Here is a 26,596-nt window from a genome sequence, read left to right as displayed (position 1 = left end):
ACGGGCGAATGGCCATTCGCCCGTACGACTGTCCCCGTTCCCTGATAACCGTTCCCCGTTCCCCAAGAAACAACCAAAGAATCCCTACCCAACCACAAATTTTATTTCGCTTCCAGCCAATTATGCCCAGAATGAATATCAACTAAGAGGGGAACGGATAACTTAACTGCTGTTTCCATTGTTTGGCAAATTTTTGGCTGCAATTCTGCCCACTCATGGGGAGGAATTTCAAAGACTAATTCATCATGGACTTGTAACAGTAACCGGGCTTGATATTCTTGTAAAAGTTGATGTACTTTTACCATCGCAATTTTGATGATATCAGCACTAGAACCTTGAATCGGTGCGTTGGCGGCAGCGCGAAGATTTTGCGAGTCTTGCTGAGTTAATCGACCCAGGTTTAAGTCAATGGCAGCAGGGTTAGACCCTTTGAGTTTTTGCAAGGTGGGCGACTCAAAGGTAAAATAACGCCGTCGCCCTAAAATCGTCGCTACATAACCGTGGGCGATCGCCTCTTTTTTCTGGGTTTCCAAATAGGCAAAAACTTGAGCATAGCGATGGTTAAATCGTTCAATAAACTTTTTCCCTTCCGCCACCGTAAAGCCCGCTTCCCGCGCAAACCGTTGCGCCCCCATACCATAAATTACCCCAAAGTTAATGGTTTTACCTAAGCGTCGTTCTTCGGGGGTAACATTTTCTTTTTCAAAAAGTAACTGGGCGGTTAAATTATGGACATCTTGAGAAGTCTGATAAGCCTGAATTAAAACAGGTTCTTGGCTTAAATGGGCAAGAATTCTTAATTCTATTTGGGAATAGTCCGCCGAGACTAATAGCCAACCGGGTTCGGGGACAAATCCTTGGCGAATTTGCCGAGAAAATTCCGTTCTAATGGGAATATTTTGTAAGTTAGGATTAGAAGAAGATAACCGTCCCGTCGCCGTTGCCGCTTGATTAAAATCCGTATGCACTCGTTGAGTATCCCGGCGGACTAATTGGGGTAAAGCATCCACATAAGTTGATTTTAATTTGGCTAAGGTGCGATGATCCAAAAGATAATCAATTATTTCATGGTCGCCCTGGAGTTTTTCCAAAGTTGCTGCATCTGTGGAATAGCCAGTTTTCATTTTGCGAGATTTTTTGGTATCTAAGTTTAAGGTATCAAATAATACCTCACTCATTTGTTTGGGAGAATTTAAATTAAACGGCAGACCTGCCAGTTGATAAACTTTTTGTTCTATCTCCTCTAACTGCTGATTAATTTGTTGGGAAAGTTGCCCCAGATAAGCACTATCAACCCTAATTCCTTGATATTCCATGTCCGCTAAGACAGGTTCTAAGGGTTGTTCGACGGTTTGTAACAGTTTGTCTATTTGGGGAATTTGTTGGAGTTTTTGGCGCAATTTTGGCACTAATAAAAATGTGGCATAGACATCTAATCCACAGTAATTAGCTACCTCAGCAATGCTTAAGTTAGCAATGGTTTGCCCTTTGGGAATGTTTAAGGATTTGTAACTGAGTGATTCAATTCCTGATAAGTAACGCAGGGATAAATCCGTGAGGGTATGGCTATCATCGGGATTAAGCAAATAACTGGCTAACATGGTATCAAAAACTACCCCAGCTAGATTAATCCCTTGGCAGCGGAAAATGAGGCGATCAAATTTAGCATTTTGTAAAGCTTTGGGATAGTCGCTACTTTCTAATATCTCTCGCAATGCCCCTAATACTTCACTCAATTCTAGCTGCTTTCCGGTAGTGTGACCGATGGGAATATATGCCATGTCATTGGGTTGGTTGCCCCAACAACAACCAATGCCCACGAGTTGCGCGTCTCGCGGTTCTAATCCGGTGGTTTCTGTGTCCCAAGCTACGGGAATTTCGGGGTTAGTATAAGTTTTTAGTCTGGCAACTAATTGGTTTAACTTTTCTGGGGTGTCGATGATTTCTGGATAAATGGATATGGTTTTAGTATCCAGGGGTTTTGTTTCTGTTTCCTGGGTGATGTTGATAGTTGTGGGGTCAACTATGGGTTTAGCTGTCGGGTTTTTAGCAGGAATGTTTTTAGCGGGAATATTGGGTTGAGTAAATAAGGAAAGTTGGATATCCCCCGATCGCTCATAATTATTTAGATGATTATTATTTACATCATTATCATCATTATACTGATTCTGATACTGATTAGATAATGAGGGTTCGCTGGGCAATGCTACCTCGACGGTTCCGCCTAATTTTTCTTGAATTTGGTTGATTTGGCGGACAAAATCACGGAGTTCTAATTTTTGCAGTAAGGGCAGGGCGATCGCAGGGTCAAATCCTTGTAATTTAAAATCCGCTAAGGACACTTCTAAGGGTACATTATCCACAATTTGCGCCAGAAACCGAGAATGATAGGCTGCTTCTCTATTCTCGCTCAGTTTTTTTTGCAGGCTGCCTTTAATTTTATCAATCGAGGCGTAAATATTATCCAGATTTTGATATTCTTGGAGTAATTTAACGGCGGTTTTTTCCCCGATGCCATTGACTCCGGGAATATTATCGGATTTGTCCCCACAGAGGGCTTTGTAGTCTACCACTTGCGTGGGTAAAATCCCTAATTTTTCTTCAACTTCCGCAGGGCCAAATTCTTTCGGGCTGGTATTTCTACTGGCGCTTAAATGGATGACGGTAATGCCTTTTTCTGGGTCAATTAGTTGGAATAAGTCTTGGTCGCCACTGACAATTTTGACGCGAGTTCCCTCCGCTGCGGCTTTTTTACTTAAAGTGGCGATCGCATCATCCGCTTCATACCCAGGGGCGGTAATTACTGGCAAATTAAACGCCCGTAATAGTTGTTGTAAATTCGCCAAATCCGGGATAAAGTCAACGGGAGTTTCGGCGCGATCGCCCTTATAGGTAGGATCCGCTTGGTGGCGAAAAGTGGGTTCAGCCAAATCAAAGGCGATCGCCACGGAGTCTGGCTGTTCTTTGTCGATCGCTTCCAATAAAGATTTCAGGAAGCCAAAACAGACGCTAGTGGGGATACCGTCTGAGGTACGCAGTCCACCCTGTTTGCTTTTGCCAAAGGCATAATAAGCCCGAAATGCCAAAGAATGACCATCAATTAAAAGTAACTGAGAAAGATTTGCTGACACTTATACCCACCATCGTAATAATTCAACGTTATTTATTGTACCGAGATTGTACCGAATTATTTTCCTTATCTGTGGAAAAGTTAGAAACCGGGTTTCTTAATTTACCCATAAACCCGGTTTCTTATCCCTGCTTCGCGATCGCTTGCCAATCACCACAGATTAAGCCCGGTTATGAAAATAGATTCAGTTGCATATTCAACCGATCAATTCTATCTTGAGCCATAATTTGATACTTTTCCACTAATTCAATCCCGATAAATTTTCTAAATAATTTACCCGCCACAACTCCCGTAGTACCAGAACCAGTAAATGGATCGAGCACAAAATCTTGCTCCCTAGTCGATGCCAGCAGGCATATTTCCACAAGTTTTTCAGGATAGACAGCAAAATGAACATCGCGGAATTTACTCAGGGGAATTTCCCACACAGTTCTCTTATTTCGTCCCTTTGGGTGAAACGCTTGATCCCACCTGCCATTATGTAAGTTTTGATTGCCTGAATTTTTCCCTAGTTCGGGGGTGCCATTGATTTTGCCAAAATGGTTTCTTCCCCCTTTCATTCTTGACTTTTCTGTAAAAGTTATATGTGGTTCTCTAATCGCATCAGCATTATAATAATATTCGGGACTTTTCGCGAACATAAAAATATACTCGTGATCGGTTGTCGGACGGTCTTTAATCGATGAAGGCATAGCATTAGGCTTATGCCAAATAATATCACTGCGGAGAATCCAACCATCCGCTTGTAAAGATAATGCGACTCGCCAAGGAATACCTAGCAATGATTTGTTTCTATAAGTGTCTCCCAAATTCACCCACAACAAACCATCGGATTTCAGTTTATTTCTGAGTTCTCTAAATAGGCTAACTAAGTTGGAGATATAAATTTCCACATCACTTTCTTGACCGATTTCATCTTTATTTTCCCCCTCAGAATATCGCCGCTGGCCGAAATATGGCGGGCTGGTGATAATCGCCTGGAAAAAATTATCTTCAAAGGTGGGGACAATTTTTCTAGCATCACCGAGAATTACCCGATTTTCCATGTTACTTTTACGCTCCTCCGAGAATCTTCTCGATATATTTATTAAATTTTACTTGAGATGCTTCATCAAATCCAATAAATTTGTTAGGATTCATGTTAAAATGAAATATCAGGTCAATCTGATTATCCAGGGTAGCTATTTCTGATGCTGACCAATTCTCAGCAACGATGATCGCAACTATATGGTAGTTATTGATTTCCTTCTTAATATCGCTAATTGCAGTAATTATGTCGCGAGTGAAGAGATGGGAATGACCCCCTCCCTCTGTTTCTCTTGTTTTGACTGGAATCAATAAACCTACCTTACCACTGCCAATTTTTGGTGTTAACTCAACCGAAATATCAATCGTATGTTTTCCCAGCTTGATCTGCTTATCCGCAATGTCAATTTTCTTGAATTTTCCATAGTTGCCATAAATAGAATAATAATACTGAATCGCAGTGATTAGACTTGTTCTTACATTAGCCTCAATGCGATGCCCACTGATACTGCGTCGAGAACCTTCTAAGCGATCAATAACAACTTCTCTTACGGCTGACCAATCAAAACTTTTTACCAGAGTGCGGTACTCGAATATTAGTTCGACCAAAGCATCCGTTTCGGCCATTATTTTGGTAACATTATCGGCTTTTTGCATTCGGGAAATCAAAGGAGAGAGTCTTTGTTGAGGGGCATCTCTGATCATCCATGCAAAAAAGTAAAAACACGCCTTACCATGTGGATAAACCCGACCAATTCCATCAAATAACAAAGGCTTTTCATCATTGACATTTTCATAGCAAGCTTTGATAATTTTTGCTATCTCCATTTTTGAACAAGTCAATAGGATTTCATTTAAAGACCGATGAGACCCTGTAATGCGTTTTGCCTGTTTTTCAACCCAATCATAAAATGGTTTGGCTTGGTCGGCAAGTTTGGTAAGCTCGATTAGTCGATAATGAGCAATGTTAATTGTATGGACAATCAGATCATTCATTTTAGTTAAAAATACTCAATATTTTTAAAAATTACATAACTAATTTAATCTTACCATTTTACCGCATCCCGATCAAATTTGGGAAATTTTTTGCATATGTTGGTGCAATTCCGGGGCTAATAAAAATGTGGCATATAGCTCTAAAGCAAGCTAAATCCCTTGGCAGCGGAAAATAAGGCAATCTAGTTTAGCATTTTGTAAAGCTGTGGGATAGTCGCTACTTTCTAATATCGGTTGGTAATTCAACGTTATTTATTGTACCGAGATTGTACCGAGTTATTTCCCTTACCCGTGGAAAAGTTAGAAACCGGGTTTCTTGGGACAACCTTTGCTACCAACCAAGTACGGGCGATTCGCGAATCGCCCGTACATAGAAACCCGGTTTCTTGTCCCTAGGGTTGGTTGTTTGGAGAGGCTTGGAGAGGTTAGAAACCGGGTTTACTAATTTATCTTTTGGCTGGGGGGCAAAAATTAACCTAGAAACCCGGTTTCTTGTCCCTGAAACAGTTAACCGAGAAACTCGGTTTCTTGGATTATTTGTGACAAACCGCAGCCACTCTGGAGTCGATCGCCCTTGATGAAATAGCCACTAATTCGACATTGCCATCGCCATTGATCCGCCAATTTGTTGCCTCGATCTGGATTGGTGTCTTGGTTGCCAGAAAAACCTCACCCATTACATAAGAAATATTTCCTGGAGTCTGAGGCAATTGAGAAAAATCTTGTAAATCTTTCCAAATTGTTTGCTCTTCAAGTTCATGGGTAGGATTTTCCGGTAAACCACCCCGTCCAGTAACCGTAAAAGAATTGCCTTGGGTAGCAGCACATCCGACTTGAATTTGTCCGGTGGGGTCATTGACTCGTTCGGGAAGTTCGACTAATCCTGTAGTGGGATTAACCGCTGGATTATTAATTACCACAGTTCCCGATAAGCCAAACTGAAAACAAGCGGTAATATCACTATCTGAGGTTAATTATTATCTAAATTTAGTGCCAAAAATTTCTTGAGTATTAATATTTATTTTGCCGCCACTACCTTCAAAAGCATTGGCAACGATATCACTATTTTTTAAGGCTACCACCGTAGCACCATTGATGGCAATATTTCCCCCATCGCCATTATTCCCCGCTTCGGTAGTAATGCTACTTTCCCCGCGCATCACTAATCCATTTCTGATATTTAAAGTCAGATTTACCCCAGGGTCGAATTCCGTATTGGCGGCAATTCTGGCCTCGGTGTCTAGAAAAATCTTGACATTACCCCCGCCGCCCAACCCTTGATTTTTGCCGCAAATTTCGACCTTTTATCGCAATATTAAGCGATCAGTATTGATCAAAATTGTTCCGGCTAAATTGCGAATATCATTATAAGCGGCAATGGAAATTTCACTACCAATCGGGTCGCCTCTCCTGCCAGACATTTCTATAGATTCTGAAGCATTAATAATAATCTCTCCCCCTCGACCCACTGGGTTATATGTTCCTACGGAAATGTTCTCTCCATTTTCCATAATTAACCGTTTGGTATTAATTCTTAAACTTCCGCCGCTGCCGGTTCCTTCTTCATTCGCTTCATTGAGTAATAGAGTGATAATTTATCCGGATATGAGTGTTCTGAGTTATACGGATTATGTGGCATTAATCGTTAAGTCTCCCCCATCGCCACTGCCAAATAGACCCACGGAAAATACCCCCCATTTTGGATGATTAATCTGCCGGTGTAAATATGAATAAAACCGCCATTAGATGTTGCCCCTACTTCGACTTCCTTGAGGATATAACTGGGAAAGTTAAACGCATCACTAATCCCGCTGACAATTACCGAATCAACTGCTTTAATCGTGATGCCGCCTCTTGGCAAATCTCCCAATGGATTGGCCGCGACGACCGAGCCACCATCTAATATAATTGACTGTCCCTGGAGGTGAATATCGCCGTCTATTTGCCCCCCAAATTGATATAATATTCTTGGGATAATTGAATATTTTGGAAGCTTTTTACTTGGCTATAAGCGGCTGTCCAACCATTATTAACCGGGACTAATATAACGGTGTTATTTCCATCAACACTGCCCCTAACACTGCCTAATTCTATTCGACCGCCTCTGGTGGTGAGATGGCCACCTTGAAATGTAATTTCACCTGCGCGATCGCGCATCGGCTTTGCGGATGCAAATCGCTGCTCAGTCCAGGGATTCTCCCATAACAATTCCGGCATTCAGCCCTGATGCTCTCAAATGATATATTTCCAGCTTATTTGATGGCGGATTTTTTAATGGCGGATTTTTTGACAAATCCCTCTCTCTAATGCTGCCCTATTTTTTTACAGTAAGCAGAAATATCTTCTCTCGGACAGCCGACTATAATATATTAGGTAATTTATTTAAACAAACCATTTAAACTATAAGCTAAATATTTGGGTTAAATAAATTACTTTTTAATTGCTTTTTAAGTTTTAATTAATTTAAATAAATTATTTTTAATCGTAATTATCTGTAAAATTTAAGTTTAATTTATTAATTTTTATAAAAACCTGAAAAAGTTAAACAATCTATTTTATCAATTAGGACTTACGCAAGTAATCTATATATGGCTTATTGGTGCGTTACCGCTCGGAACAACACCCTACGGATAGCGTTTATGCGTAAGTCCTGTCAATAAACAACTTAATTTAATCATAAAAATTTCCTAATAAAAGATGCCATTAACTCACAATAAATATTAGACAATTCTGGCTTTCATGCCTGTTTCGATCCCTCCACCCGATGGCGGAAAAGGGCGCCACTCGGCTTTTTAGCTTGGGAAAGCATTCTTGTCTATTAATTAACTGGGATAAAAAATTAATCGCTATTGCTAAGGCAAGTGTCATCAGACACTTGGGGATCTGATTGGATTGCACTGTGACCAACCGAGGATATCCGCATAACAGATATCAATCGGTATGGATCCTAGGACGTCGGCCTAGGCAGAACGGAAACTTTGCTAAAATAGCATTTCTGGCGGAATTACTAATCTGGGGCGATCTGGGGATATGGGTGATCGCCCATATCCCCAGATCCTAATTGGTGTTTTGTTGCCAAATATACAGCTTCTTCTAGGCTTAGATTCCGGGTATTTAATCAAGAAGTCGTATAAAATACTCAAAACCTGAACTTCCAAAACCCAAAGATTATTTCTATCTCCCTAGTGGCAAGATGCTCGAATCATCTCTAAGTTAGCCCTCTAAGTTAGCGCTGTATCGAACACAATTGCCACAAATTCTTCGATGATTCGTCACCAATCACTGAGATGACTCATCTGTCAGAAACACAAATCCTGACAAAAATGTCATTTATCTTTACCCTAAGTTAAACTAGGCATAAAGATTTAATCCAGGGTTCTGTAAGCTTCGTGCTTATCCCTCAGTCGCAAATCTTTCCCACCGTGTGAGGACGTGAATCAAATATGTCTAAAAAATCTCCATATTTCTGGCTGACTAAGCCAGCGATCGTCAGTGCCAGCCTGTTGTTGGCCACATCAGCGATCGCCAGCGAACCTGTATCGGGTTCAGGATCCGCAACCAACGAAAATGCCTCCATCAACTCGATTCTCAATCAAGTTGAAGAATACAATCCGATCAACCTATCCCAAGGGGGAGATGACCCTCTACAACGAGTCAACTCTGTCAACCAACTCCGGGATGTCCGCCCCACTGACTGGGCTTATACCGCCCTGCAAAATCTAGCTGAACGTCACGGCTGTCTATTGGCTTACCCGAATGGCGAATACCGAGGCAATCGGGCCATGACTCGTTATGAATTTGCCGCTGGCTTAGACGCTTGTCTCGAACAGATTCAAAGACAGCTTGCCAACTTAGATACAGGGGTTTCTCGCTCCGACCTAGAAGCCCTACAACGATTGCAAGAAGAATTTGCCGGAGAATTAACCGTTCTGCGCCGCCGAGTCGATGCCCTAGAAGTGCGTACCGCCGAACTCGAAGCCAATCAATTCTCCACCACCACCAAACTCTTTGGGGAATCCATCTTTGCCTTAGTCGCTGCTGATGGTGGCAGCGCGACTAACGCTGATGCCAACGGTGAGTTTGCCCTAGGCACTCGGACTCGTCTCAACTTTGATACCAGTTTCTCCGGTCAAGACTTACTCCGCACTCGACTGCAAGTCGCCACTCTGGATTCATTTGCCCAGAACAACACCTTCACCCCCGAAGGGGATCTGATGTTTAATGCCGGACTTGACCAAGATGGAGACACCTCTTTCCGCTTGAGTTCCTTGCTGTACAGCACCAATCTAGGTGACAAGACTCGGATTGCTTTTATTGCCAATGCCGGAGCGGTGAATGACTTCGCCAGCACCGTGGTGCCCATGGATGGAGATGGTGGCAGTGGTGCCGTGTCTCGCTTTGGGACTCGCCCGCCCATTTATAACCTGGTCAGTGGTTCTGGTGTCGGCTTAACCTACGATGCGGGTAAAGCCGAACTCAGCTTGGGTTATTTAGCCGGTAATGATAACTTAGGACGTTCTGTTGGCAGCCCCCTCCCCCAAAATGGTTTATTTGATGGGCCTTACGGCGCTATAGCTCAGTTGGTATTCAAGCCCGTTGATGGCTTAAAAGTGGGTCTAACCTATGTCAATGCCTACAACAAAGACACCCAGACAGGGAGCATTTTTGCCACCCCAGTTTCTTCCATTGGTTTCACCACTTCCACCAATGCCTACGGCCTGCAATTCGGCTACGAAACTGCTGATATGCCGGTTAAGCTCGGTGGCTGGTTGGGTTACACCGATTCAAACATCAAAGATTCAGGATTAGACGGTGACATGGCCGCCTGGAACTGGGCTGTGACTTTGGGGGTCGATGCAGGTCCTCCGGGAAGCCAACTGGGTCTGATTGTGGGCATGGAACCCAAAGTCACCAGCAGTGATGGAGCGTTAGCCGGTCTGGAAGATTCTGATACTTCCCTGCACATTGAAGGCTTCTACGAGTATCAACTATCCAATAACATTTCCGTTACTCCAGCCTTCGTCTGGTTGACTGCTCCGGATCACAACAGCAACAACGATGACTTGGTAATTGGCACTCTCAGAACCACCTTTAGATTCTAATTTTTTACCGATGACAAATTGGTCAACAAATTAGTCAACTTCTCCGTTGTGTTGACGATTAGCCCCGTAAAGGGGCTTTTTTGTGGGTATTTGCCGGTCAAAAATTCTGTATAGCTATTTCAACTGTACTTGAGACAATACATCAGGGGCGCAAGCATTGCGCCCAAAGAAGCAAATCAACATATTGTAGGGGCGCAATGCTTGCGCCCCTATATAATTGTATTAATCTTAATTGAAATGACTGTAGAACCAGAATATCCCCGTTTAAGCCAAAGCAGAAGTGCCAAAATCTGGAGGAATATCTTGAATTCTCCCGGAACCCACCGCCTGAATTGCCTCTTTCAGGGAAACATCACCCGTGTAAAGGGCGCGACCGACAATCACACTATTCACTCCCATTGGTTCAAGGGACAACAACGAGAGTAAATCTGTGAGGGAGCTAACCCCTCCAGAGGCCACAATGGGAATATCGATATGTTCTGCCATTTCCCGTAAAGCAGGAATATTCGGCCCTTTTAGGGTGCCGTCCCGATGAATATCGGTATAGATAATCGTCGCGACGCCTAATTCTTCCATACGTTTGGCTAAATCCGTGGCCATGATTTCCGAGGTTTCCAGCCAACCACGAGTGGCGACTTTACCGTTACGCGCATCAATCCCCACGGCGATCTGTCCCAAAAATTCTTGGCACAACTGCCCAACTAAGTCAGGATTTTCTACCGCTACTGTGCCGAGAATGGCTCGCTGCACCCCTAGACCCAATAAGTTACTGACCGCAGCATAACTGCGTAAACCACCCCCAACTTGTACAGGTATTGGGGATATAGCTTTAACAATCGCTTCAATGGCTTTGAGGTTAAGCTGTTCTCCCGCTTTCGCCCCATCTAGGTCTACTAAGTGCAGTCGAGTCGCCCCTTGATTCATCCACTGTTTGGCGACGGTGACAGGATCTTCATTAAAGGTTTCCGACTGTTGGTAATCTCCTTGGTATAGTCGGACACAATGCCCTCCGAGTAAATCGATCGCGGGAATAACTTCCATAGTCCCCTTTTACCTCTTTTAAACGTTTAAATTTTAGATTTTTGGCTGAATTTGCCCCATTCACAGCTTTGGTGACACCCATTTGCTCTCTTGGTAAATCTTGCTAATGATTTGGTCTTTACCGACTTTGAGTTATTTGGGTACAATTAGAACAGATGATGTCAGCATATAAGGTATTATATGTCCGCCCGGGTCAATGCTTAAACATTTGTCAAGGATTGTCAAGGATTAAATATTAAATTTCGGGGGAAACTATGTTAAAAACCAGTCTCATTTCCGGTTCAGTTATTCTCATCTTTCTTTATATTGGCTTTGGCGATAAGGTGGCAGTATTGCCGGACAATATGAGAAATGCCAGTACCCAAGCCCGGACAACCTTAGTTGAATTTGGGGAGAAATTAGTTCCTAATTGGGTGACAAAAACCAAAGATAATCGAGGTAATATGTTAGACCAAGATCCTGAATCCACCAAGTAGGGAATTTCCTCAACTTTTTGGTAAATTTTAGGTAAAAAAATTAGGAATAAGGCTGTAGTTAATCATTACTGATTTCACTAGGCCATGATTCCTAAAAAGCTTTGTTTTAAGTCGTTTATATTAACTGATTAACCCTGTTAATCAGTTCATAATGTTAAAATTGCTTTATCTGTGTTAGAGGTTTTTGGCATCAATATTCTACACATAAAAGCAGATTTATCCATAAATTTTCCATTGAGGGAACGGGGTTCGGTTATCAGGGAATAGGGAACGGGGAACGGGAAGGATCGGGGAAAAGTTGCCTATTCCCTGATAACTGTTGAGGGAACGGGGTTCGGTTATCAGGGAATAGGGAACGGGGAACGGGAAGGATCGGGGAAAAGTTGCCTATTCCCTGATAACTGTTGAGGGAACGGGGTTCGGTTATCAGGGAATAGGGAACGGGGAACGGGAAGGATCGGGGAAAAGTTACCTAGAAAAGTTGCCTATTCCCTGATAACTGTTGAGGGAACGGGGTTCGGTTATCAGGGAATAGGGAACGGGGAACGGGAAGGATCGGGGAAAAGTTACCTATTCCCTGATAACTGTTCCCTGATAACTGTTCCCTGATTGACTATTTTTTCAGCCAGCTAAACATTGCTCTTAAATCTTTGCCGACTTCCTCAATGGGATGTTCGGCTTCTTGACGCCGCATGGCGGTAAAGCCTGGTTTACCCGCTTGATTTTCTAATACAAATTCCCGCGCAAATTGACCGGATTGAATTTCTGATAAAATTTTCCGCATTTCGGCACGAGTTTGATCGGTGACAATGCGTGGCCCACGAGTAAGGTCGCCATATTCAGCGGTGTTAGAAATGCTATCACGCATATTGGCAAGGCCACCTTCCACAATTAAGTCAACAATTAGTTTAACTTCGTGGAGGCATTCAAAATAGGCTAGTTCTGGCTGATATCCAGCGGCAACTAAGGTTTCAAATCCGGCTTTGATGAGCGCACTTAAACCGCCACACAGTACGACTTGTTCCCCAAAGAGGTCGGTTTCGGTTTCTTCGCGGAAGGTGGTTTCCAGGATGCCTCCACGGGTGCCACCAATGCCTTTGGCATAGGCCATGGCGCGATCGCGGGCTTGACCGCTGGCATCTTGATAGACGGCAAATAAGCAAGGGACGCCCTCTCCCTGGGTATAGGTGCGTCGCACTAAATGTCCGGGGCCTTTCGGTGCCACCATCACTACGTCTACATTGTCCGGGGGCACAATTTGACCAAAGTGAATATTGAAACCGTGAGCAAAGGACAGGACTTTGCCTGGACTCAGGTTCGGTTCAATTTCGTTTTTGTAGACAGTTTTTTGTACTTCATCCGGCAACAAAATCATAATCCAGTCAGCGGCTTTAGCAGCGTCAGCGACGGTGTGAACTGTCAATCCGGCTTCTTTGGCTTTAGCGGCTGACTTACTGCCCGGATATAATCCGACAATTACATTTATGCCGCTTTCTTTTAGGTTCAGGGCATGGGCATGACCTTGAGAGCCGTAACCAATAATTGCAATGGTTTTTCCGGCTAATAGGTCTAAGTTGGCATCCGCGTCGTAGTACATCCGGGCCATAATCGGCATCTCCATCCAACAACTGTTGTAACATTGCAAACTTTATATTGTACCAGAGTAGAGTATGGAGATTGCGAGAATTAGCGATCGAAAGGCAACAGGGGTGCAGGGGAGCCGCCATCGAGCGGGGGAGCGGGGGGAGCCGCCATCGAGCAGAGGTGCAGGGGAGAAGTGAATAGTGAATAGTGAATAGTGAATAGTGAATAGTGAATAGTGAATAGTGAATAGTGAATAGTGATAATTCTTTTGTACGGGCGAATGGCCATTCGCCCCTACGACTTTCCCCAACCAACCACCAACCACCAACCAACAAGCAACAACCACCAACCACCAACCACCAACTAATAACTTCTGTCGAGTTGAGTCATAATATCAGAACTAACTAACTGATATTTGCTTTGTACTGATGTGGGTTCAAAATCAGGACGATCGAGAGCGGATGTCTGCTCAAACAGACGGTGGGTGGGCAATGCCTGCCGCATCCGAGGAGTTACAGAATTATTACACGGTGCTGGGATTGTCATATTCGGCGTCGATAGTGGAAATTCGCAAGGCGTACTGGGAATTTAGTAAGCGCTATCACCCAGATACGACTAATTTGCCTTCGGATTTGGCTAAGGAAAAGTTTCAAGAGGTGAAGGAAGCTTACGGGATTCTGAGCGATCCCCGGCAGCGGGCGATTTACGATCAACAGTTGCGTTTTTATCAGCAAAAGATTTATGAACATCAGCTTCGGCAGGGGTTAGCATCTAATCGCGCTTATGCTCGACCTTCGTCGCAGTCATCGTCCCTGGAACCTGTGGATCGTCCGTTATCCGCTGGGGAGATTTCGGCGCTGTTTTTTATGGCTATTACGGTTTTGGGCTGTATTATGCTGGCGATCGCGATCGCGGTTATCCGAGGAGATACGGCGTTTCAAACCGTTAGCTGCTTGTGTTTGCCTCCGGGCTAAAGCACTTTACCACTGCTTACCGGGGAATCTATCTGAGTTCTCTGATGATTTTGTCCAATGTCAATTCAATAAGTCATAGAATGATCGCATATATTCATGCTTAGAATTAAATGATGACTAAACTGGCACCGACCACTCCTCTCTATAACCATCCTCTCCCTGATATCGAGCAATGGCTGCGCGATATGGGATGCGAACAAAGCCGCGATGAGTTAAGTATTTGGTATGTGGAAAAACCCACCTGGAAAGCTGAGATAGAACTGGATATAGATCAGATTAATGTCCGCTATATTAATGCCGCTGGTGGTAATCAAGATATTAAGCGTTCTTTTAAGTATTCTTTAAGTCGCGAAGATATTCAGGAAGCGGTTTTTTCTGGGCCTTAATTCGGTAAAAAAAAGGGAATAGTTATTAGGGAACAGTTATCAGGGAATAGGCAACTTTTCCCCGTTCCCCGTTCCCCGTTCCCCGTTTCCCATTCCCCGTTTCCCGTTCCCTATTCCTTGCGATCGCATGAAGGGGAAATTACCTCAGAGGCGATCGCTTTTTTTGCTCTAATTTTTGAGATCAGAGAGCAAAAATGTTTATGAGTTGCTAAGAATTGCGTTCGCGAAGCGTTGCGGATGCAATATCGCGAAGCGTTGCGGATGCAATATCGGGATCGATGCCCGCTTCTCGCAATAATTGCTCTAAACGTTTAGCCCGTTCGCGTTGCCGTTCCAGTTGTGCTGATACAGTTTCCTTAGCCTGACGTTCCTGTTTCAGTTGTGCTGATAAAATTTTTAGTCTTACCTGAATATAGTCGGCAAAAGGTTGCCCGTCAGGAAGATATAACTGGAAAGTATCTGATGACAATTCAAAGCGAATTCCTAACCGAGGGGAAACCCAGCCATTAATTGACGAAATCTCATCTAGCCATTCCTCAGAACGTACCCATCCGGTTAAGCTATTTTGCTGCGGGTCGTAGAGATAGTATTCTTCTACTCCATACCGTTGATAAAATATTTCCGACCCATTTCGGTGAAAGTATTGCTGGGGGAAAGAATATCAAATACTACTTGAGGGGCAATGTTATTTTCTTTCCACTGTTGATAAGAACCTCGGTCTCCTTTTTCCACCCCAAATACTACCATTAAATCCGGGGCTTCGCTTAATTAGTTATTTCCCTGCACTGGATACCAGAGCAAGTCTCCGGCTATGAAAACCCGATCGTTTTCGGCAAATAGCCAAGCCAAGTTGTAGTAAATGACGGTAATCCAGCGAAATTGAATGGTGTTATCGGCGATCGGTTGTCCATCACTTTTAGGATAAATGATTTCCGCTTCGGTTTGGGGCTGTAATTGCATTACCATAAGTTATTTCCTCAAATCCGCACTACTTATTTTATATCACTTTTTTTGCCAAGATAAGTCTATCGCTTTTTTCGAGAGAATAGCTAGAGGAAAGATATAATGCGATCGCGACTTAAAATATTTTATTTTATCGAGGGCAAATCAAAATAATTACCCACGCTGAACATCAGCGCAAAAGTCGCCATAAAAATAACTAAAAAATTGCCAAAAATGCCTAATTTAACAGTTAGATAAACTTTCAAAAAAATATTATAAAAACTATTGACAAATCCAGAATAAAGCCTCATTATATAGTTATAAAGACACTCAGGTTAACTGGGGCCAATGTAATACAAGCCCAAGCTAAACCAGGGATACCCGGCCCGGAGTTCCTCTTTGGAGATACTCAAGGGTTAAAAAACAAGAAAAAACCAGCAGTAGGAGCAGTTAAGTTCCACTCCGGGCCAGGTAAAACCCTCATAGCTTCCCACTCACCAGGAGAGCCCTCTGGCGGGGCTCTCCTGTGCCTATTTGTGATTTTTTTGTGATTTTTTTGGATATATTTGCGATCGCCCTTAGCTTGACGCTTCACTTGTGATTAAGTCACCTAAAGCCTTGTGGTAAAATTTAGATAACTATCCCTAATGGCTTAAAAGGAAAAAATATGAGATTCATTAGTCCCAAGGTCGATTATGCCTTTAAAAAAATCTTTGGTTCTGAACAAAGTAAAGAAATCTTAATTAGCTTTCTCAATGCGATCGTTTATGGGGGAGAGAAAGTGATGAAATCCTTAACCATTGTCAACCCCTATAAACCCGGTCAGGTGATGACATTAAAAGACACCTATCTAGATGTGAAAGCGGTTTTAGCGGACGGGTCAATTGTGGCGATCGAAATGCAAGTGGCTTCGATGACCGCTTTTAACAAACGAGTCGCTTATAATCTGACAAAAACCTATAGGAACCAGTTGGTTACAGAGGAGGATTATCCCTTACTTAATCCAGCGATCGCAGTGACAATAACCGATTTTATGCTGTTTCCACAAACCCAACCGGTAATCAACAAATTTGTGTTTCAAGAAGAAACGCAACACTTTCCCTGTATTGACAAAGAATTGCGCCTGATATTTGTGGAGTTGCCCAAATTTAAGAAAACTCTCTCAGAGTTAAGTGCTTTAAGCGATAAATGGATTTATTTTCTCAAAGAAGCGGCTACTTTAGAGGAAATACCACCAAGTTTAGGGGAAGTCTCGGAAATAGAATTTGCTTTGAATTTGGCTAACCAAGCGAAGATGACGGTAGAAGAATTGGAAGCGGTTGATCGCCGGGGGATGATGTTGCAAGATGAGAAAGGACGACTATCTTATGCCAAGGAACAAGGACGACTTGAACAAGCGATCGCCCTCGTGATGCGTCAACTATCCAAGCGTTTTGGAGAAATTACCCCGCCAATTATCAGTCAAGTTGAACAGCTATCTTTAGCGGATTTAGAAAGTTTAACCGAGGCAATTTTTTATTTTCAAAGTTTGGCTGATTTAGAAAATTGGCTGCAAGGGTAGAGGCAAAGCATTCCCGCAAGTAGGGGCGAAGCATTCGGGCAGTTATCTCCAGGGGAAAACCCGATAATTAGCAGCCCGAATGCTTCGCCCTTACACTTCTGCATTCGGGCAGTTATCTCCAGGGTAAAAACCGAGAATTGACTGCCCGAATGCTTCGCCCTTACACTTCTGCATTCGGGCAGTTATCTCCAGGGTAAAAACCGAGAATTGACTGCCCGAATGCTTCGCCCTTACAGACGAAAATTTGTGGTTTATGCAACAGTAAATTGCTGTAAAGCTGGAAAATTTTATTTCCTCCAGAATGGGTCAGCGATCGCCGTATTTAGCAATTCCTCAACACTATGAACCATTAACACGGGCACCTGAAGTTGACGGGATAAATCTTCAACGGTGACATCATCTAAAAATCGACTTTCACCATGTTTCAGCATCACCGTGGGCAATAAAATTGCTTCCCCTAAATCTTTCCCTTGCAATCCCATTAACAAATCTTGGCCGGTTAACACCCCAGTCACGCTAATAGTTTGCCCCCAAAATTCACTATTTAAAGCTACCACTTGTATCTTTAATCCTTGCACCTGATTCAGGGATTGGCAAATCGGGTCAAAGGCTTTTTCCACCGCATTGCCCACCACCCAAGTTAAACGCCGTTCTGGGGTAACTTCTTTGGGCAAAATTCCAGCAGCTAATTCCTCAAATTGCCGGATAAATAAGCGAATTGAACCCACACCATTATCAATTTGGGGATAGTCTTGATAATCTGATTCCGGGGGCAATTCTTCACCGGCAATTAAAAACCATTCATCCGCCAACCACGCAAAGGTGGATTTTAATTTTTTTCTAAAAGATGCTTGCAAATTCTGCACTTGCTGAATCACTTCTCTGGCTTTTTCGGGAGAGACCGGGACTAATTCATCTTCATCGGGTCTAAATTTGGTTAAGCCAACGGGGACGACGGCAACCGATGCCACTGCTGGCACTTCACCCCGGCCAAATTTGGCTAAATCTAATAAAGTTTGTTCTAAGTGTTGACCATCATTAATTCCCGGACAAACGACGACTTGAGCATGAATTTGCAGGCGGCGTTCTTTAAACCATTGTAACTGTTTGAGGATGTCCCCGGCTCGCGGATTTTTTAGTAAGCGAATGCGGATTTCTGGTTCAGTGGCATGAACGGAAACATAGAGAGGAGAAAGCCGCATTTGTTCGATTCTTTCCCATTCTTTTTTTGGTAAGTTGGTCAGGGTGAGATAAGACCCATATAAAAAGCTGAGACGGTAGTCATCATCTTTGAGATATAGGGTGTCTCTCATTCCGGGCGGCTTTTGGTCGATGAAGCAAAAAGGACAACGATTATTACATTGAATTAGGCCATCAAATAAGGCGCTTTCAAATTCTAGACCGAGGTCTTCGTCGTAGTCTTTTTCGATTTCTATCTGGTGAATTTTTCCTTTGGTGTCTTGAACTTCCAGTTCTAGGAATTCATCGGCACAAAGAAATTGGTAATCAATTAGATCCCGAGGACGAGTGCCATTAATGGAAATTAGGCGATCGCCCGGTTCAAAGCCAATTTCAGCGGCGATGGAATCGGGAATAATTTTGGTAATTTGGGCAGGACGGATAGATATTTCGCTCATTTTCGCAAGGGATTTAGCAACGGATAAGTTTATAAATGACAGGGTGTGGGGTGTAGGGTGTAGGGCCGCCATCGGGGGAATAATTGATAATTAACAATTGATAATTGACAATTAAAGAAATTTATCAATTATCAATTATTAATTATTAATTATTAATTATTAATTATCAATTATCAATTACACCCCACACCCGACAGAATTATTGTCCTACTGTCCAGGAAATTTGGGCAGCGATCGCGCCTAAAATAGTCAGACCAAAAATTAGCCGATAGCCCACAAATACCCAGGTGTTCTGGGTTTGTAAGAATTTAATTAACCAGGCGATCGAGCCATAAGAAAATACCACTGATGAGACGAGTCCGCAGATTAATGGCACCATCCCAACACCCCCGACCCCTTCACTTAATAAGTCTTTAAGCTCAACTAACCCGGCTAAGGTAATAGCGGGAATTCCTAATAAAAAAGAAAATCGTGCAGCGGTAGCCCGTTCCAAGCCAATAAATAAGCCGGACGTAATGGTGGAACCGGAACGCGACACCCCAGGAATAATGGCTAATGCTTGGGCGCAACCCATTAAGACCCCCTCTTTGAGGCTCAATTGCTCAAAGTTGCGCTGGCGTTTGCCCAATATTTCTGCCACTCCTAATAATAGCCCCATGATAATGGAAACAATGGCAATTACTAATAAACTTCTGACTTTTGTGTCATAAAAATCCGCAATGGTGGCGTTAAATTTAATCCCTAGTCCTAAAATAACGATGGGCAAGGTTCCCAGGGCAATGCCGATGACGATTTTTAGGTCGCGATCGCTGTATTTCTGCTCCCGTAAAGCACTGAATGCACCTTTAGTCAATCCGATCAAGTCTCCCCAAAAGTACCACAAGACGGCGGCAATACTACCCAGTTGAATCACCGCAGTAAAAGAAACACCGGGATCTCCCCAACCGAGGACAACCGGCACAACTTTTAAATGAGCGGTGCTACTAATGGGTAAAAATTCTGTGAGTCCTTGAACCATTCCCAAGACAATGGCTTCCCAGAATGTTATCTGGGCATCGGTTGCCGAGGTGCTGGTTTCCGTGACTTGGTTGCTCAAAGCCTGACTAGAAAGCAATAGCGCACTGGTGACACCAGACCCGAATCCGCTTAATAATTTCCAGTTTGATAGTTTCGATTTAGATATTTTTAATTTAGATAAACCCACGATTCCTCCTTTTGTATTGGGCAACTCTTGTTTTGGGCAACTTACAGACCATAGAACAGACCATAGACATTCTTTCATTCACATTGAATCAGTTCCCCTGAATATCTTGAATATATTGATCTGAAAAAGCTCTTTAAATTTACTTGGCAAGGATTTGAGTCTGGTATATTAAATAAGATGAAGTTAAGTAAAGAATATTAAAATCCGTTGTTTAACGATACTTGGTCTGTTAGGGATGTCACCGCATCTTTGCTTAAGTCTCCGGTTAATTTGCTCACTTTTGTTCTAGGCAAAATTGGGGTCGCCAAACCGGGATTGGTCTTTGCGGCGTCAGTGTTTCTGGTTTCGGTGCCGGTATTTTTTGAAGCTCCTTTGGTGAGATATCTGCCTTTAGTGAGCTTGATTCTTACCGGCGGCTGGTTTTGGCTGAGTCGGTGGTTAATGTCTCAGTCTGCTACGGCGGTTTGGGGCGATTTGTTGATGGGCTTTACGGGTAGTTGGTTGGCGGGTTCTTTGTATTGGGGGGGGTTGCGTTGGGAACCGACCCTACATTTGCCCGTGGAGGCGATCGCCTTGCCGATGGCGATTTGGTGTATCCGTCGCAATCAATGGCTGGTGGGTGCTTGGTTTTATGTGGGTTCTTTATTTGGCACTGCGGTCACGGATATTTATTTTTATTTAGTGGATCTGATTCCCCACTGGCGCCAATTGATGCTGGCTGAATCAGATTTAGCGATGCCAATTTTCCGCAGTGCGATCGCTCAAGTCCATACCCCTTGGGGAATTGGCTGTGCGGCAGTCCTCGCTACGGTTCTTCTGGTCGTCGGTTTTTTTCCTTTAGGCTATCGTAGAAGCAGCCCATCAGAAACATTACACTGGTGGGCATTTTCAGGTGCAGTTCTCAGTACAATTTTGGTGGATGGCCTATTTTGGTTGGCGGCTTTGGCGGCTTAAAAGAAAATGCGGATAGGCCGAAATAGATGGCGCCGATTCCTGCGATCGCCAAAAATTTCCGGATCATCAAAATCTTCGGCTCAATTATGTAAAACATCTGTAAAAAAATTGCCACCTCTGTCCTTTAGGCTTACCCCATAAAGACCAGGGTAGAATCAGAGGGCGAGGTCTGGCAGCACTGGGAGGCTCATAGTGAACTTGCAACGAAATCCTCATTTGATTCTGCGAACTGAATCCGGTGAGCGCTATCTTCCCCTGATCGGTACAAGCTGCTGGACAATTGGTCGCAGTGACGATAATCATTTTGTGTTGCCAGACCGATGGATTTCCCGAAACCATGCCATGATGCAGCGGACAGAAGGGGGTGAATTTTACTTAATCGATCTGGGCAGCCGTAATGGTACGTTTGTGAATGGCCGACGGGTGACGATTCCTGTCACTTTACAAAATGGCGATCGCATCACCTTTGGGGAAACGGAAATTGATTTTTACTCAGGGATGGACAAACCTACGGAGTCTGTCGATGACCAAGACTCCCAGGATTTAACCGCCGCCTTATATCAACGCTGTTTAATTTCTGTGATGGTGGTGGATATTCGCAATTTCACCGTCCTGACTCGGCAACTGGACGAGAAAATTCTGTCAGAAGTGATTGGCACCTGGTTTCGCTATGCCGGTGATATTATTAGAACTCATGGTAGTTGGGTGGATAAATATATTGGCGATGCGGTGATGGCGGTTTGGTTTCATCGCAGCAATCAAGTGAGTTCAGAAGAAGTGCTGCAAATTTGTCAGTCTTTGATTGGTTTAGCCCAGATCACCGAAAAACTGAATCAGAAATATCCTCTGCCCTTTCCATTACGGATTGGTGCCGGGGTAAATACGGGCTATGCGATGGTTGGCAATACCGGGACGGGCGATCGCCAAGACTATACCGCCCTGGGGGATACGGTGAATGCGGCATTTCGCCTAGAAACAACCACGAAACAAATTGGCTGTGATATTGCCTTTGGGGAAACCACTTATAAAGCCCTCTCCGCTTGGGAACCGAATGAGCAAGTATTCCAACAGCATACGGTGCATTTAAAAGGCTACGATAAACCCACCGTGACTTACGGGGGATCTTTTGTGGATTTGGAAAAATTTGTCCAGATAAAAAGTTCTTAACTAAAATGCTTAACTAAAGATACTTGGCTCTAGAATTTTCTGGTGATTTGCCAATTTTCCAGAGCGAATATTATTGTTGTGCTGTCCAGGACTTACGCAACTTAGAACCGGATTTTCTGAGGGATTTAGGCGATTGGTTTGATTTGCCTTATCCTATTTCAGTGAAACCTAAAAAAAATAGTAGTTTTATGGCTGGACATAGTAAGTGGGCAAATATTAAGCGCCAAAAAGCTAGAGTAGATGCGAAAAAAGGCAAGATGTTTACGAAAATCTCGCGAGAGATTATCGTGGCAGCGCGATCGGGTGTTCCAGATCCGGAGGGTAATTTTCAATTGCGGACGGCGATCGAAAAAGCCAAGGCTGCCGGAATTCCTAATGATAATATTGAACGAGCGATCGCCAAAGGTGCCGGAACTTGGGACTCTGGCAGCGATAACTATGAAGCGATTCGTTATGAAGGATATGGTTCTGGGGGAGTGGCAATATTAATTGAAGCATTGACCGATAACCGGAATCGAACCGCAGCAGATTTAAGGGTGGCATTTAGTAAAAATGGCGGCAACTTAGGAGAAACAGGTTGCGTGAGTTGGATGTTTGAACAAAAAGGAGTCTGTATTATCCAAGGTTCAGTGGATGAAGATGAGTTACTAGAAGTCTTGCTAGAAGCTGGGGCTGAATCTTATGAATTAACGGACGTGGACGATATCCCAGGGGCGGAAGTTTTTACAGAAATTAGCAATCTAGAAAATCTGACTCAAATCTTAAAGCAAAAAGGCTATGCAGTAATCGAATCAGAATTGCGTTGGATTCCGGGCAATAATATAGAAGTAACCGATCCAGATGTGGCGCGATCGCTTCTCAAATTAATGGATGCATTAGAAGACTTAGATGATGTGCAAAATGTCACCGCCAACTTTAATCTAGCGGATGAATTAATGTCTTTAAGTTTCCTGTAATTTTTGTTTACAGCAGTTTCCTCTGCTATGGGATACACTTCGCTCCTCCACCCCCCCTTTGATCTCCCCCTTTCACCGCGATCGGGTTGGGAGGGTCGAGATGTACCTTATTACATCCCAAAGCGCTATAATAGCTGCGTGAAAAACCCGGTTTTTTTCAAAAAAACCGGGTTTTTAGCTTGACTAGCTCATTATTCTACTAATATTCTACTAATATTAATCAGAATCAATGATGATGAATTTTGCGCCGATGCAAAGGTTGCACTGGTCGCGCATTCATCGGATAAATTTCCATAAACTGCTCAATTTGTTCTGCCGAAGCTTCGATGGGCGTTGTCATCACATACCATTTCACCGCTTCACTGCAAGGAGGGGTGGTTAAAGAACCGTCATAACTATAGTATTCCCGATTCTCTGGTAAAAAATTATAGGCATTAACCATCAATTTTTCCAGGGTTTTTTCTCCTTCACTTTCCGGCAAATGATCCCAAATTTGCTGGAGAAAATAATTTTCTGCTCCTTCTTCAATAAAGACTCCCACAACGGCAAAATTTCCCGCCTGATTCTGGTGAACTAAGTGCAGTTCCATCCCATAAGCCATCTCGTCAACCGTATGTTCGCTAGGGGTGTGAAAGTGAAACTGAAGCAACCGATAAGTTTCTCCGTCAATTTCCATAGAACTGCCCCCAGAACTGCCCCCAGAATAATCGACTTGAATCGTATGACCATTATTTTTAACCGTTAAAGGAATTCTCTGATAATTAAATTTAAGCGGCTTCGGAGTAGACTCAGAATTTATTTTTCGCTCAAAATTATCTGAATCGAAATTAATTGGTGATTGATATTGTCCGGTTTTACATAAGACATATTCTGCACTTATTTTCCCCCAACGGCTAGGGTTTCTCGAACCGCCATAACTCCAATGGACTAAATAATGATTTTCGGCGATTGCCTCATGTGTTTCTGCTCTCGGATTTGGATTAATGATAACTTGTAAAAGCAAAACAAACAGACAATATACGAGAATTAGAGAACCAAGCAAAAAATTATTTTTTATAAATTTAATCATAGATTAAATCGCACATTTTTTCGCTAAAAAATATCACTGTTAAAAACAGAAAAAACCTTGAACAGCAGCCGTTAAGAAATATCAGATCCTCCCCAGAACTGCTTTAAAATATCTATTGGTGAACGATCCCAGGTATCAATATGTTCGTAAATCAAACCAGCATGATTTAGCTTGTACGTGGAATAACCATTAAACAAGAGTGTTGGTTTCCAAGGCAAGCGTAAAATTCCCCGCACAGTCCAGTTGGCTAAGATAATTTCTGGTTCACTCTCTGGTTTAGTTTGCTGGACATTATGTAAATCAAAATAGAGTTCGGTAAAAAATAGCCGGCCATGAAATCGCAGTGTCCAGAAGATAATCCGATAGTTAAATTTGCCTTTAAATGTATTTACCGGGTCTTTAAAAAAAATATCTTCAGCGTAGATATCGTAAGATAAATCTCGTTCAAATAAAGTGGGTAACTCTTGTTGCAGGGTGGCGATCGCCTTCGGGATAGCTGCCCTGACCGCTGTTTGTACTTGTTGTGGATTTTCGCTCACTGGTAGGAAGGAGAATTTACTCCGGATTGACTTCTTTCTTATTTTAGGCAAATTTATGCTCAATGCGGCGATCGCCATTGACCATTATTAAACAACAAGCAACAAACAACAAACAACAAATAACCAACAACACATAACAAATAACCAACAACACATAAATGATCGTCGTGAACGGTCAACGGTGAACAGTTAATTGAGCAATTTTGGCGAAAGAAAAATTTGGAAATGGTCATCACATAAGTTAAATTGAATTGTCAGAGATTTTAATAGACTTGATAGTTGCCGAATAAATTACTGATGATTCATGTAGTGGGAATTGGTTTAGATGGAGTCGCCGGGTTGACCGCACCTGTACGACAAATTGTGGAGCAAGCGACTATTTTAGTGGGGAGCGATCGCCACCTGAGTTATTTCCCAGACCATCCGGCAGAACGGCTGGTCATTGGCTCAATGAATATAATTAATATTATCTTGCGGAAACTGCGCCGCCGACTGGAAAATTATCTCACTCAGGAAATCACTCAGGAAAATTTCGGCAATAGGGAACCGGGGCGGGAAATTTCCTCAGTGAATCCGCTTTCTCTGCCTTGTATCGTGATTTTAGTCTCTGGCGATCCCTTATTTTTTGGCTTGGGACGACTGCTGCTGGAATCATTTCCCCCGGAACATCTCACCTTTCATCCACATATAAGTAGTATTCAACTTGCGTTTAACCGAGTCAAAATTCCCTGGCAAGATGCTACATTCATTAGTATGTCCGGTCGTCCTGGGGATGAATTAATTAACGCGGTAAAAAAAGGGGTGGAAAAAATTGCCATTCTCACGGGCGATCGCAATACCCCCAGCGCGATCGCCCGGCTCATTCTTTCCTTAGATTTAGCGGTTTCCTATCAATTTTGGGTCTGTGAAAACCTGGGTAGTCAGGAAGAAAAAGTCCAATGTTTCTCAGACCTCAGCGAAATAAAACCACAAACCTTGGGCGAATTAGGCGAATTAAATGTCGTTTTATTAATCCGCCAATCTCCCGAAAAAACTCAGCCCATTGATTTAAATAAATTACCGCAAATCGGCATTCCTGATCATTACTTTGTCAGTTTTCGCGATTCCCTTCGGGATAGCTTCGCTTCACGCCCCGAATTAATTACTAAGCGAGAAATTCGCCTGCTAATCTTAGGAGAACTTGCCCTCAAGCCGAACCAAACAATTTGGGATATTGGCGCAGGAACTGGTTCAGTTGCCATTGAAATCGCCCGGTTATTTCCCACGTCTAATATCTATGCCATTGAAAAAAGTGCGGAAGGAATTGCCCTAATTGAACAAAACTGCCAACGGTTTCATTTGTCTAACGTAGTTTCAATTTATGGCAGCGCCCCAGATATTTTATATCGCCTAGCAGTTCCCGACCGAATTTTTATTGGGGGAACCGGGGGTTCCCTGCGGCAAATTCTGAGTCTTTGTAGTAGCTACATGGCTCATCATGGCATCATTGTATTAACGATTACCTCTATAGAAAATCTGAATATTGCGATCGCCTGGGCGCAAACATCCGGCTGGCAATATCAACTATTACAAGTCAATCTTTATCGCTCAGTTCCCATTGCCGAACTTACCCGGTTATCACCCCTAAATCCGGTCACGATTGTTACTTTGAATCAAAAATAATTAATATTGATTTTTTGTGGTTTTTTATTTCGATTCCCACCAAAAATCAGATAGCTATCGGTTTTCTGAACTTTACAGCATTTGTCTGATTAGTGAACCACAAATCTTGGATTCAGGCGAAGCATTTCCGTAAAAAATTGGGTCAACAGCCATTGGGTCAAGTTGGGTCAACAGCCCTACAAGCCCAGAT

The 26,596-nt window shown here is 43.1% G+C and carries 24 protein-coding genes and 1 pseudogene; 10 read left to right on the top strand and 15 right to left on the bottom strand.

What is annotated here, in order from left to right:
- Positions 1 to 101: 101 nt before the first annotated feature.
- The 3 genes from polA to ABWT76_RS20210 form a co-directional block, all read right to left on the bottom strand.
- A complete protein-coding gene (gene polA, locus ABWT76_RS20220) occupies positions 102 to 3,131 on the bottom strand; it encodes a DNA polymerase I (RefSeq protein ID WP_354634866.1) in 3,030 nt (1,009 codons plus the stop codon).
- A gap of 169 nt (positions 3,132 to 3,300) precedes the next feature.
- A complete protein-coding gene (locus ABWT76_RS20215) occupies positions 3,301 to 4,176 on the bottom strand; it encodes a site-specific DNA-methyltransferase (RefSeq protein WP_190877303.1) in 876 nt (291 codons plus the stop codon).
- Positions 4,177 to 4,183: 7 nt separating this feature from the next.
- Entirely contained in the window at positions 4,184 to 5,152 is a 969-nt protein-coding gene (locus ABWT76_RS20210; protein ID WP_354634865.1) for a hypothetical protein, read from the bottom strand.
- A 234-nt stretch (positions 5,153 to 5,386) separates the two neighbouring features.
- Between ABWT76_RS20210 and ABWT76_RS20205 the strand changes: the two genes are divergently transcribed.
- Entirely contained in the window at positions 5,387 to 5,548 is a 162-nt protein-coding gene (locus tag ABWT76_RS20205) for a hypothetical protein (protein WP_190882934.1), read from the top strand.
- 137 nt (positions 5,549 to 5,685) lie between these two features.
- Here the strand turns inward: ABWT76_RS20205 and ABWT76_RS20200 are convergent, their stop codons facing one another.
- From ABWT76_RS20200 to ABWT76_RS20180, 5 genes are all read right to left on the bottom strand, one after another.
- Positions 5,686 to 6,072, bottom strand: coding sequence for an S-layer family protein (locus ABWT76_RS20200; RefSeq protein WP_054465240.1), 387 nt, complete (start codon positions 6,070 to 6,072; stop codon positions 5,686 to 5,688).
- Between the two features lie 57 nt (positions 6,073 to 6,129).
- A complete protein-coding gene (locus ABWT76_RS20195) occupies positions 6,130 to 6,426 on the bottom strand; it encodes a hypothetical protein (protein WP_354634864.1) in 297 nt (98 codons plus the stop codon).
- 30 nt (positions 6,427 to 6,456) lie between these two features.
- Positions 6,457 to 6,663, bottom strand: a complete 207-nt coding sequence (locus ABWT76_RS20190) for a hypothetical protein (RefSeq protein WP_054465242.1) — start codon at positions 6,661 to 6,663, stop codon at positions 6,457 to 6,459.
- 134 nt (positions 6,664 to 6,797) lie between these two features.
- On the bottom strand, positions 6,798 to 7,022 hold the full coding sequence (locus ABWT76_RS20185) for a hypothetical protein (protein WP_054465243.1): 225 nt from the start codon (positions 7,020 to 7,022) through the stop codon (positions 6,798 to 6,800).
- A 68-nt stretch (positions 7,023 to 7,090) separates the two neighbouring features.
- Positions 7,091 to 7,369: a hypothetical protein gene (locus ABWT76_RS20180; RefSeq protein ID WP_354634863.1), complete on the bottom strand. Its 279-nt coding sequence runs from the start codon at positions 7,367 to 7,369 to the stop codon at positions 7,091 to 7,093.
- 1,226 nt (positions 7,370 to 8,595) lie between these two features.
- Here ABWT76_RS20180 and ABWT76_RS20175 point away from each other — a divergent pair.
- Positions 8,596 to 10,254, top strand: coding sequence for an iron uptake porin (locus ABWT76_RS20175; RefSeq protein ID WP_354634861.1), 1,659 nt, complete (start codon positions 8,596 to 8,598; stop codon positions 10,252 to 10,254).
- 264 nt (positions 10,255 to 10,518) lie between these two features.
- Here ABWT76_RS20175 and hisA read toward each other — a convergent pair whose 3' ends face one another.
- A complete protein-coding gene (gene hisA, locus ABWT76_RS20170; protein WP_054465246.1) occupies positions 10,519 to 11,295 on the bottom strand; it encodes a 1-(5-phosphoribosyl)-5-[(5-phosphoribosylamino)methylideneamino]imidazole-4-carboxamide isomerase in 777 nt (258 codons plus the stop codon).
- 254 nt (positions 11,296 to 11,549) lie between these two features.
- Between hisA and ABWT76_RS20165 the strand changes: the two genes are divergently transcribed.
- Entirely contained in the window at positions 11,550 to 11,771 is a 222-nt protein-coding gene (locus ABWT76_RS20165; protein ID WP_054465247.1) for a hypothetical protein, read from the top strand.
- A 613-nt stretch (positions 11,772 to 12,384) separates the two neighbouring features.
- Here ABWT76_RS20165 and ilvC read toward each other — a convergent pair.
- The gene (ilvC, locus tag ABWT76_RS20160) at positions 12,385 to 13,377 is read right to left on the bottom strand and encodes a ketol-acid reductoisomerase (RefSeq protein WP_054465339.1); all 993 of its coding nucleotides are present in this window, start codon (positions 13,375 to 13,377) and stop codon (positions 12,385 to 12,387) included.
- A gap of 439 nt (positions 13,378 to 13,816) precedes the next feature.
- Here ilvC and ABWT76_RS20155 point away from each other — a divergent pair, with 439 nt between their 5' ends.
- Both ABWT76_RS20155 and ABWT76_RS20150 read left to right on the top strand, forming a co-directional pair.
- Positions 13,817 to 14,329: a J domain-containing protein gene (locus tag ABWT76_RS20155; protein WP_190877295.1), complete on the top strand. Its 513-nt coding sequence runs from the start codon at positions 13,817 to 13,819 to the stop codon at positions 14,327 to 14,329.
- 113 nt (positions 14,330 to 14,442) lie between these two features.
- Positions 14,443 to 14,715, top strand: coding sequence for a DUF3143 domain-containing protein (locus ABWT76_RS20150; RefSeq protein WP_054465248.1), 273 nt, complete (start codon positions 14,443 to 14,445; stop codon positions 14,713 to 14,715).
- A 208-nt stretch (positions 14,716 to 14,923) separates the two neighbouring features.
- Here ABWT76_RS20150 and ABWT76_RS20145 read toward each other — a convergent pair.
- A pseudogene (locus ABWT76_RS20145) lies at positions 14,924 to 15,681 on the bottom strand (Uma2 family endonuclease).
- A 643-nt stretch (positions 15,682 to 16,324) separates the two neighbouring features.
- Between ABWT76_RS20145 and ABWT76_RS20140 the strand changes: the two are divergent.
- Positions 16,325 to 17,218, top strand: coding sequence for an Rpn family recombination-promoting nuclease/putative transposase (locus tag ABWT76_RS20140; protein ID WP_354634860.1), 894 nt, complete (start codon positions 16,325 to 16,327; stop codon positions 17,216 to 17,218).
- Positions 17,219 to 17,505: 287 nt separating this feature from the next.
- On the opposite strand, the gene ABWT76_RS20135 is transcribed toward ABWT76_RS20140, so the two are convergent.
- Both ABWT76_RS20135 and ABWT76_RS20130 read right to left on the bottom strand, forming a co-directional pair.
- Complete coding sequence (locus tag ABWT76_RS20135; RefSeq protein WP_354634859.1) at positions 17,506 to 18,855, bottom strand: TIGR03279 family radical SAM protein; 1,350 nt, start codon at positions 18,853 to 18,855, stop codon at positions 17,506 to 17,508.
- Positions 18,856 to 19,054: 199 nt separating this feature from the next.
- On the bottom strand, positions 19,055 to 20,137 hold the full coding sequence (locus tag ABWT76_RS20130) for an undecaprenyl-diphosphate phosphatase (protein WP_082348766.1): 1,083 nt from the start codon (positions 20,135 to 20,137) through the stop codon (positions 19,055 to 19,057).
- A 129-nt stretch (positions 20,138 to 20,266) separates the two neighbouring features.
- Here ABWT76_RS20130 and ABWT76_RS20125 point away from each other — a divergent pair, with 129 nt between their 5' ends.
- The 3 genes from ABWT76_RS20125 to ABWT76_RS20115 all read left to right on the top strand — a co-directional run bounded on the left by ABWT76_RS20125 (position 20,267) and on the right by ABWT76_RS20115 (position 23,136).
- Positions 20,267 to 21,013, top strand: a complete 747-nt coding sequence (locus ABWT76_RS20125; RefSeq protein ID WP_054465251.1) for a DUF3120 domain-containing protein — start codon at positions 20,267 to 20,269, stop codon at positions 21,011 to 21,013.
- A gap of 189 nt (positions 21,014 to 21,202) precedes the next feature.
- Positions 21,203 to 22,180 carry an adenylate/guanylate cyclase domain-containing protein gene (locus ABWT76_RS20120; RefSeq protein WP_054465252.1) on the top strand — a complete coding sequence of 326 codons (978 nt, stop codon included), beginning with the start codon at positions 21,203 to 21,205 and terminating at the stop codon, positions 22,178 to 22,180.
- 188 nt (positions 22,181 to 22,368) lie between these two features.
- Entirely contained in the window at positions 22,369 to 23,136 is a 768-nt protein-coding gene (locus ABWT76_RS20115) for a YebC/PmpR family DNA-binding transcriptional regulator (RefSeq protein ID WP_054465344.1), read from the top strand.
- Positions 23,137 to 23,362: 226 nt separating this feature from the next.
- Here the strand turns inward: ABWT76_RS20115 and ABWT76_RS20110 are convergent, their stop codons facing one another.
- Positions 23,363 to 24,205 (bottom strand): carbonic anhydrase family protein, encoded by an 843-nt coding sequence (locus ABWT76_RS20110; RefSeq protein WP_354634858.1) that lies wholly within the window; start codon positions 24,203 to 24,205, stop codon positions 23,363 to 23,365.
- 71 nt (positions 24,206 to 24,276) lie between these two features.
- Positions 24,277 to 24,744 carry a DUF2358 domain-containing protein gene (locus tag ABWT76_RS20105; protein WP_322096540.1) on the bottom strand — a complete coding sequence of 156 codons (468 nt, stop codon included), beginning with the start codon at positions 24,742 to 24,744 and terminating at the stop codon, positions 24,277 to 24,279.
- 297 nt (positions 24,745 to 25,041) lie between these two features.
- On the opposite strand from ABWT76_RS20105, the gene ABWT76_RS20100 reads away from it, so the two are divergent.
- Positions 25,042 to 26,406, top strand: coding sequence for a bifunctional cobalt-precorrin-7 (C(5))-methyltransferase/cobalt-precorrin-6B (C(15))-methyltransferase (locus ABWT76_RS20100; RefSeq protein ID WP_054465254.1), 1,365 nt, complete (start codon positions 25,042 to 25,044; stop codon positions 26,404 to 26,406).
- Positions 26,407 to 26,596: the final 190 nt, after the last annotated feature.

This window comes from Planktothricoides raciborskii GIHE-MW2 (genome assembly GCF_040564635.1).
Taxonomy (GTDB): Bacteria; Cyanobacteriota; Cyanobacteriia; order Cyanobacteriales; family Laspinemataceae; genus Planktothricoides; species Planktothricoides raciborskii.
This window is presented reverse-complemented; position numbering and strand designations above follow the sequence as displayed.

Excerpts from the sequence above, each read along its gene's own strand:
- ABWT76_RS20110 (WP_354634858.1), bottom strand. The coding sequence starts at position 24,205 with ATGATTAAATTTATAAAAAATAATTTTTTGCTTGGTTCTCTAATTCTC.
- ABWT76_RS20150 (WP_054465248.1), top strand. The coding sequence starts at position 14,443 with ATGACTAAACTGGCACCGACCACTCCTCTCTATAACCATCCTCTCCCT.
- ABWT76_RS20190 (WP_054465242.1), bottom strand. The coding sequence starts at position 6,663 with ATGGAAAATGGAGAGAACATTTCCGTAGGAACATATAACCCAGTGGGT.
- ABWT76_RS20155 (WP_190877295.1), top strand. The coding sequence starts at position 13,817 with ATGTCTGCTCAAACAGACGGTGGGTGGGCAATGCCTGCCGCATCCGAG.
- ABWT76_RS20165 (WP_054465247.1), top strand. The coding sequence starts at position 11,550 with ATGTTAAAAACCAGTCTCATTTCCGGTTCAGTTATTCTCATCTTTCTT.
- ABWT76_RS20135 (WP_354634859.1), bottom strand. The coding sequence starts at position 18,855 with ATGAGCGAAATATCTATCCGTCCTGCCCAAATTACCAAAATTATTCCC.
- ABWT76_RS20215 (WP_190877303.1), bottom strand. The coding sequence starts at position 4,176 with ATGGAAAATCGGGTAATTCTCGGTGATGCTAGAAAAATTGTCCCCACC.
- hisA (WP_054465246.1), bottom strand. The coding sequence starts at position 11,295 with ATGGAAGTTATTCCCGCGATCGATTTACTCGGAGGGCATTGTGTCCGA.
- ABWT76_RS20130 (WP_082348766.1), bottom strand. The coding sequence starts at position 20,137 with ATGAAAGAATGTCTATGGTCTGTTCTATGGTCTGTAAGTTGCCCAAAA.
- ABWT76_RS20210 (WP_354634865.1), bottom strand. The coding sequence starts at position 5,152 with ATGAATGATCTGATTGTCCATACAATTAACATTGCTCATTATCGACTA.
- ilvC (WP_054465339.1), bottom strand. The coding sequence starts at position 13,377 with ATGGCCCGGATGTACTACGACGCGGATGCCAACTTAGACCTATTAGCC.
- ABWT76_RS20140 (WP_354634860.1), top strand. The coding sequence starts at position 16,325 with ATGAGATTCATTAGTCCCAAGGTCGATTATGCCTTTAAAAAAATCTTT.
- ABWT76_RS20115 (WP_054465344.1), top strand. The coding sequence starts at position 22,369 with ATGGCTGGACATAGTAAGTGGGCAAATATTAAGCGCCAAAAAGCTAGA.
- ABWT76_RS20100 (WP_054465254.1), top strand. The coding sequence starts at position 25,042 with ATGATTCATGTAGTGGGAATTGGTTTAGATGGAGTCGCCGGGTTGACC.
- ABWT76_RS20180 (WP_354634863.1), bottom strand. The coding sequence starts at position 7,369 with ATGCCGGAATTGTTATGGGAGAATCCCTGGACTGAGCAGCGATTTGCA.
- ABWT76_RS20175 (WP_354634861.1), top strand. The coding sequence starts at position 8,596 with ATGTCTAAAAAATCTCCATATTTCTGGCTGACTAAGCCAGCGATCGTC.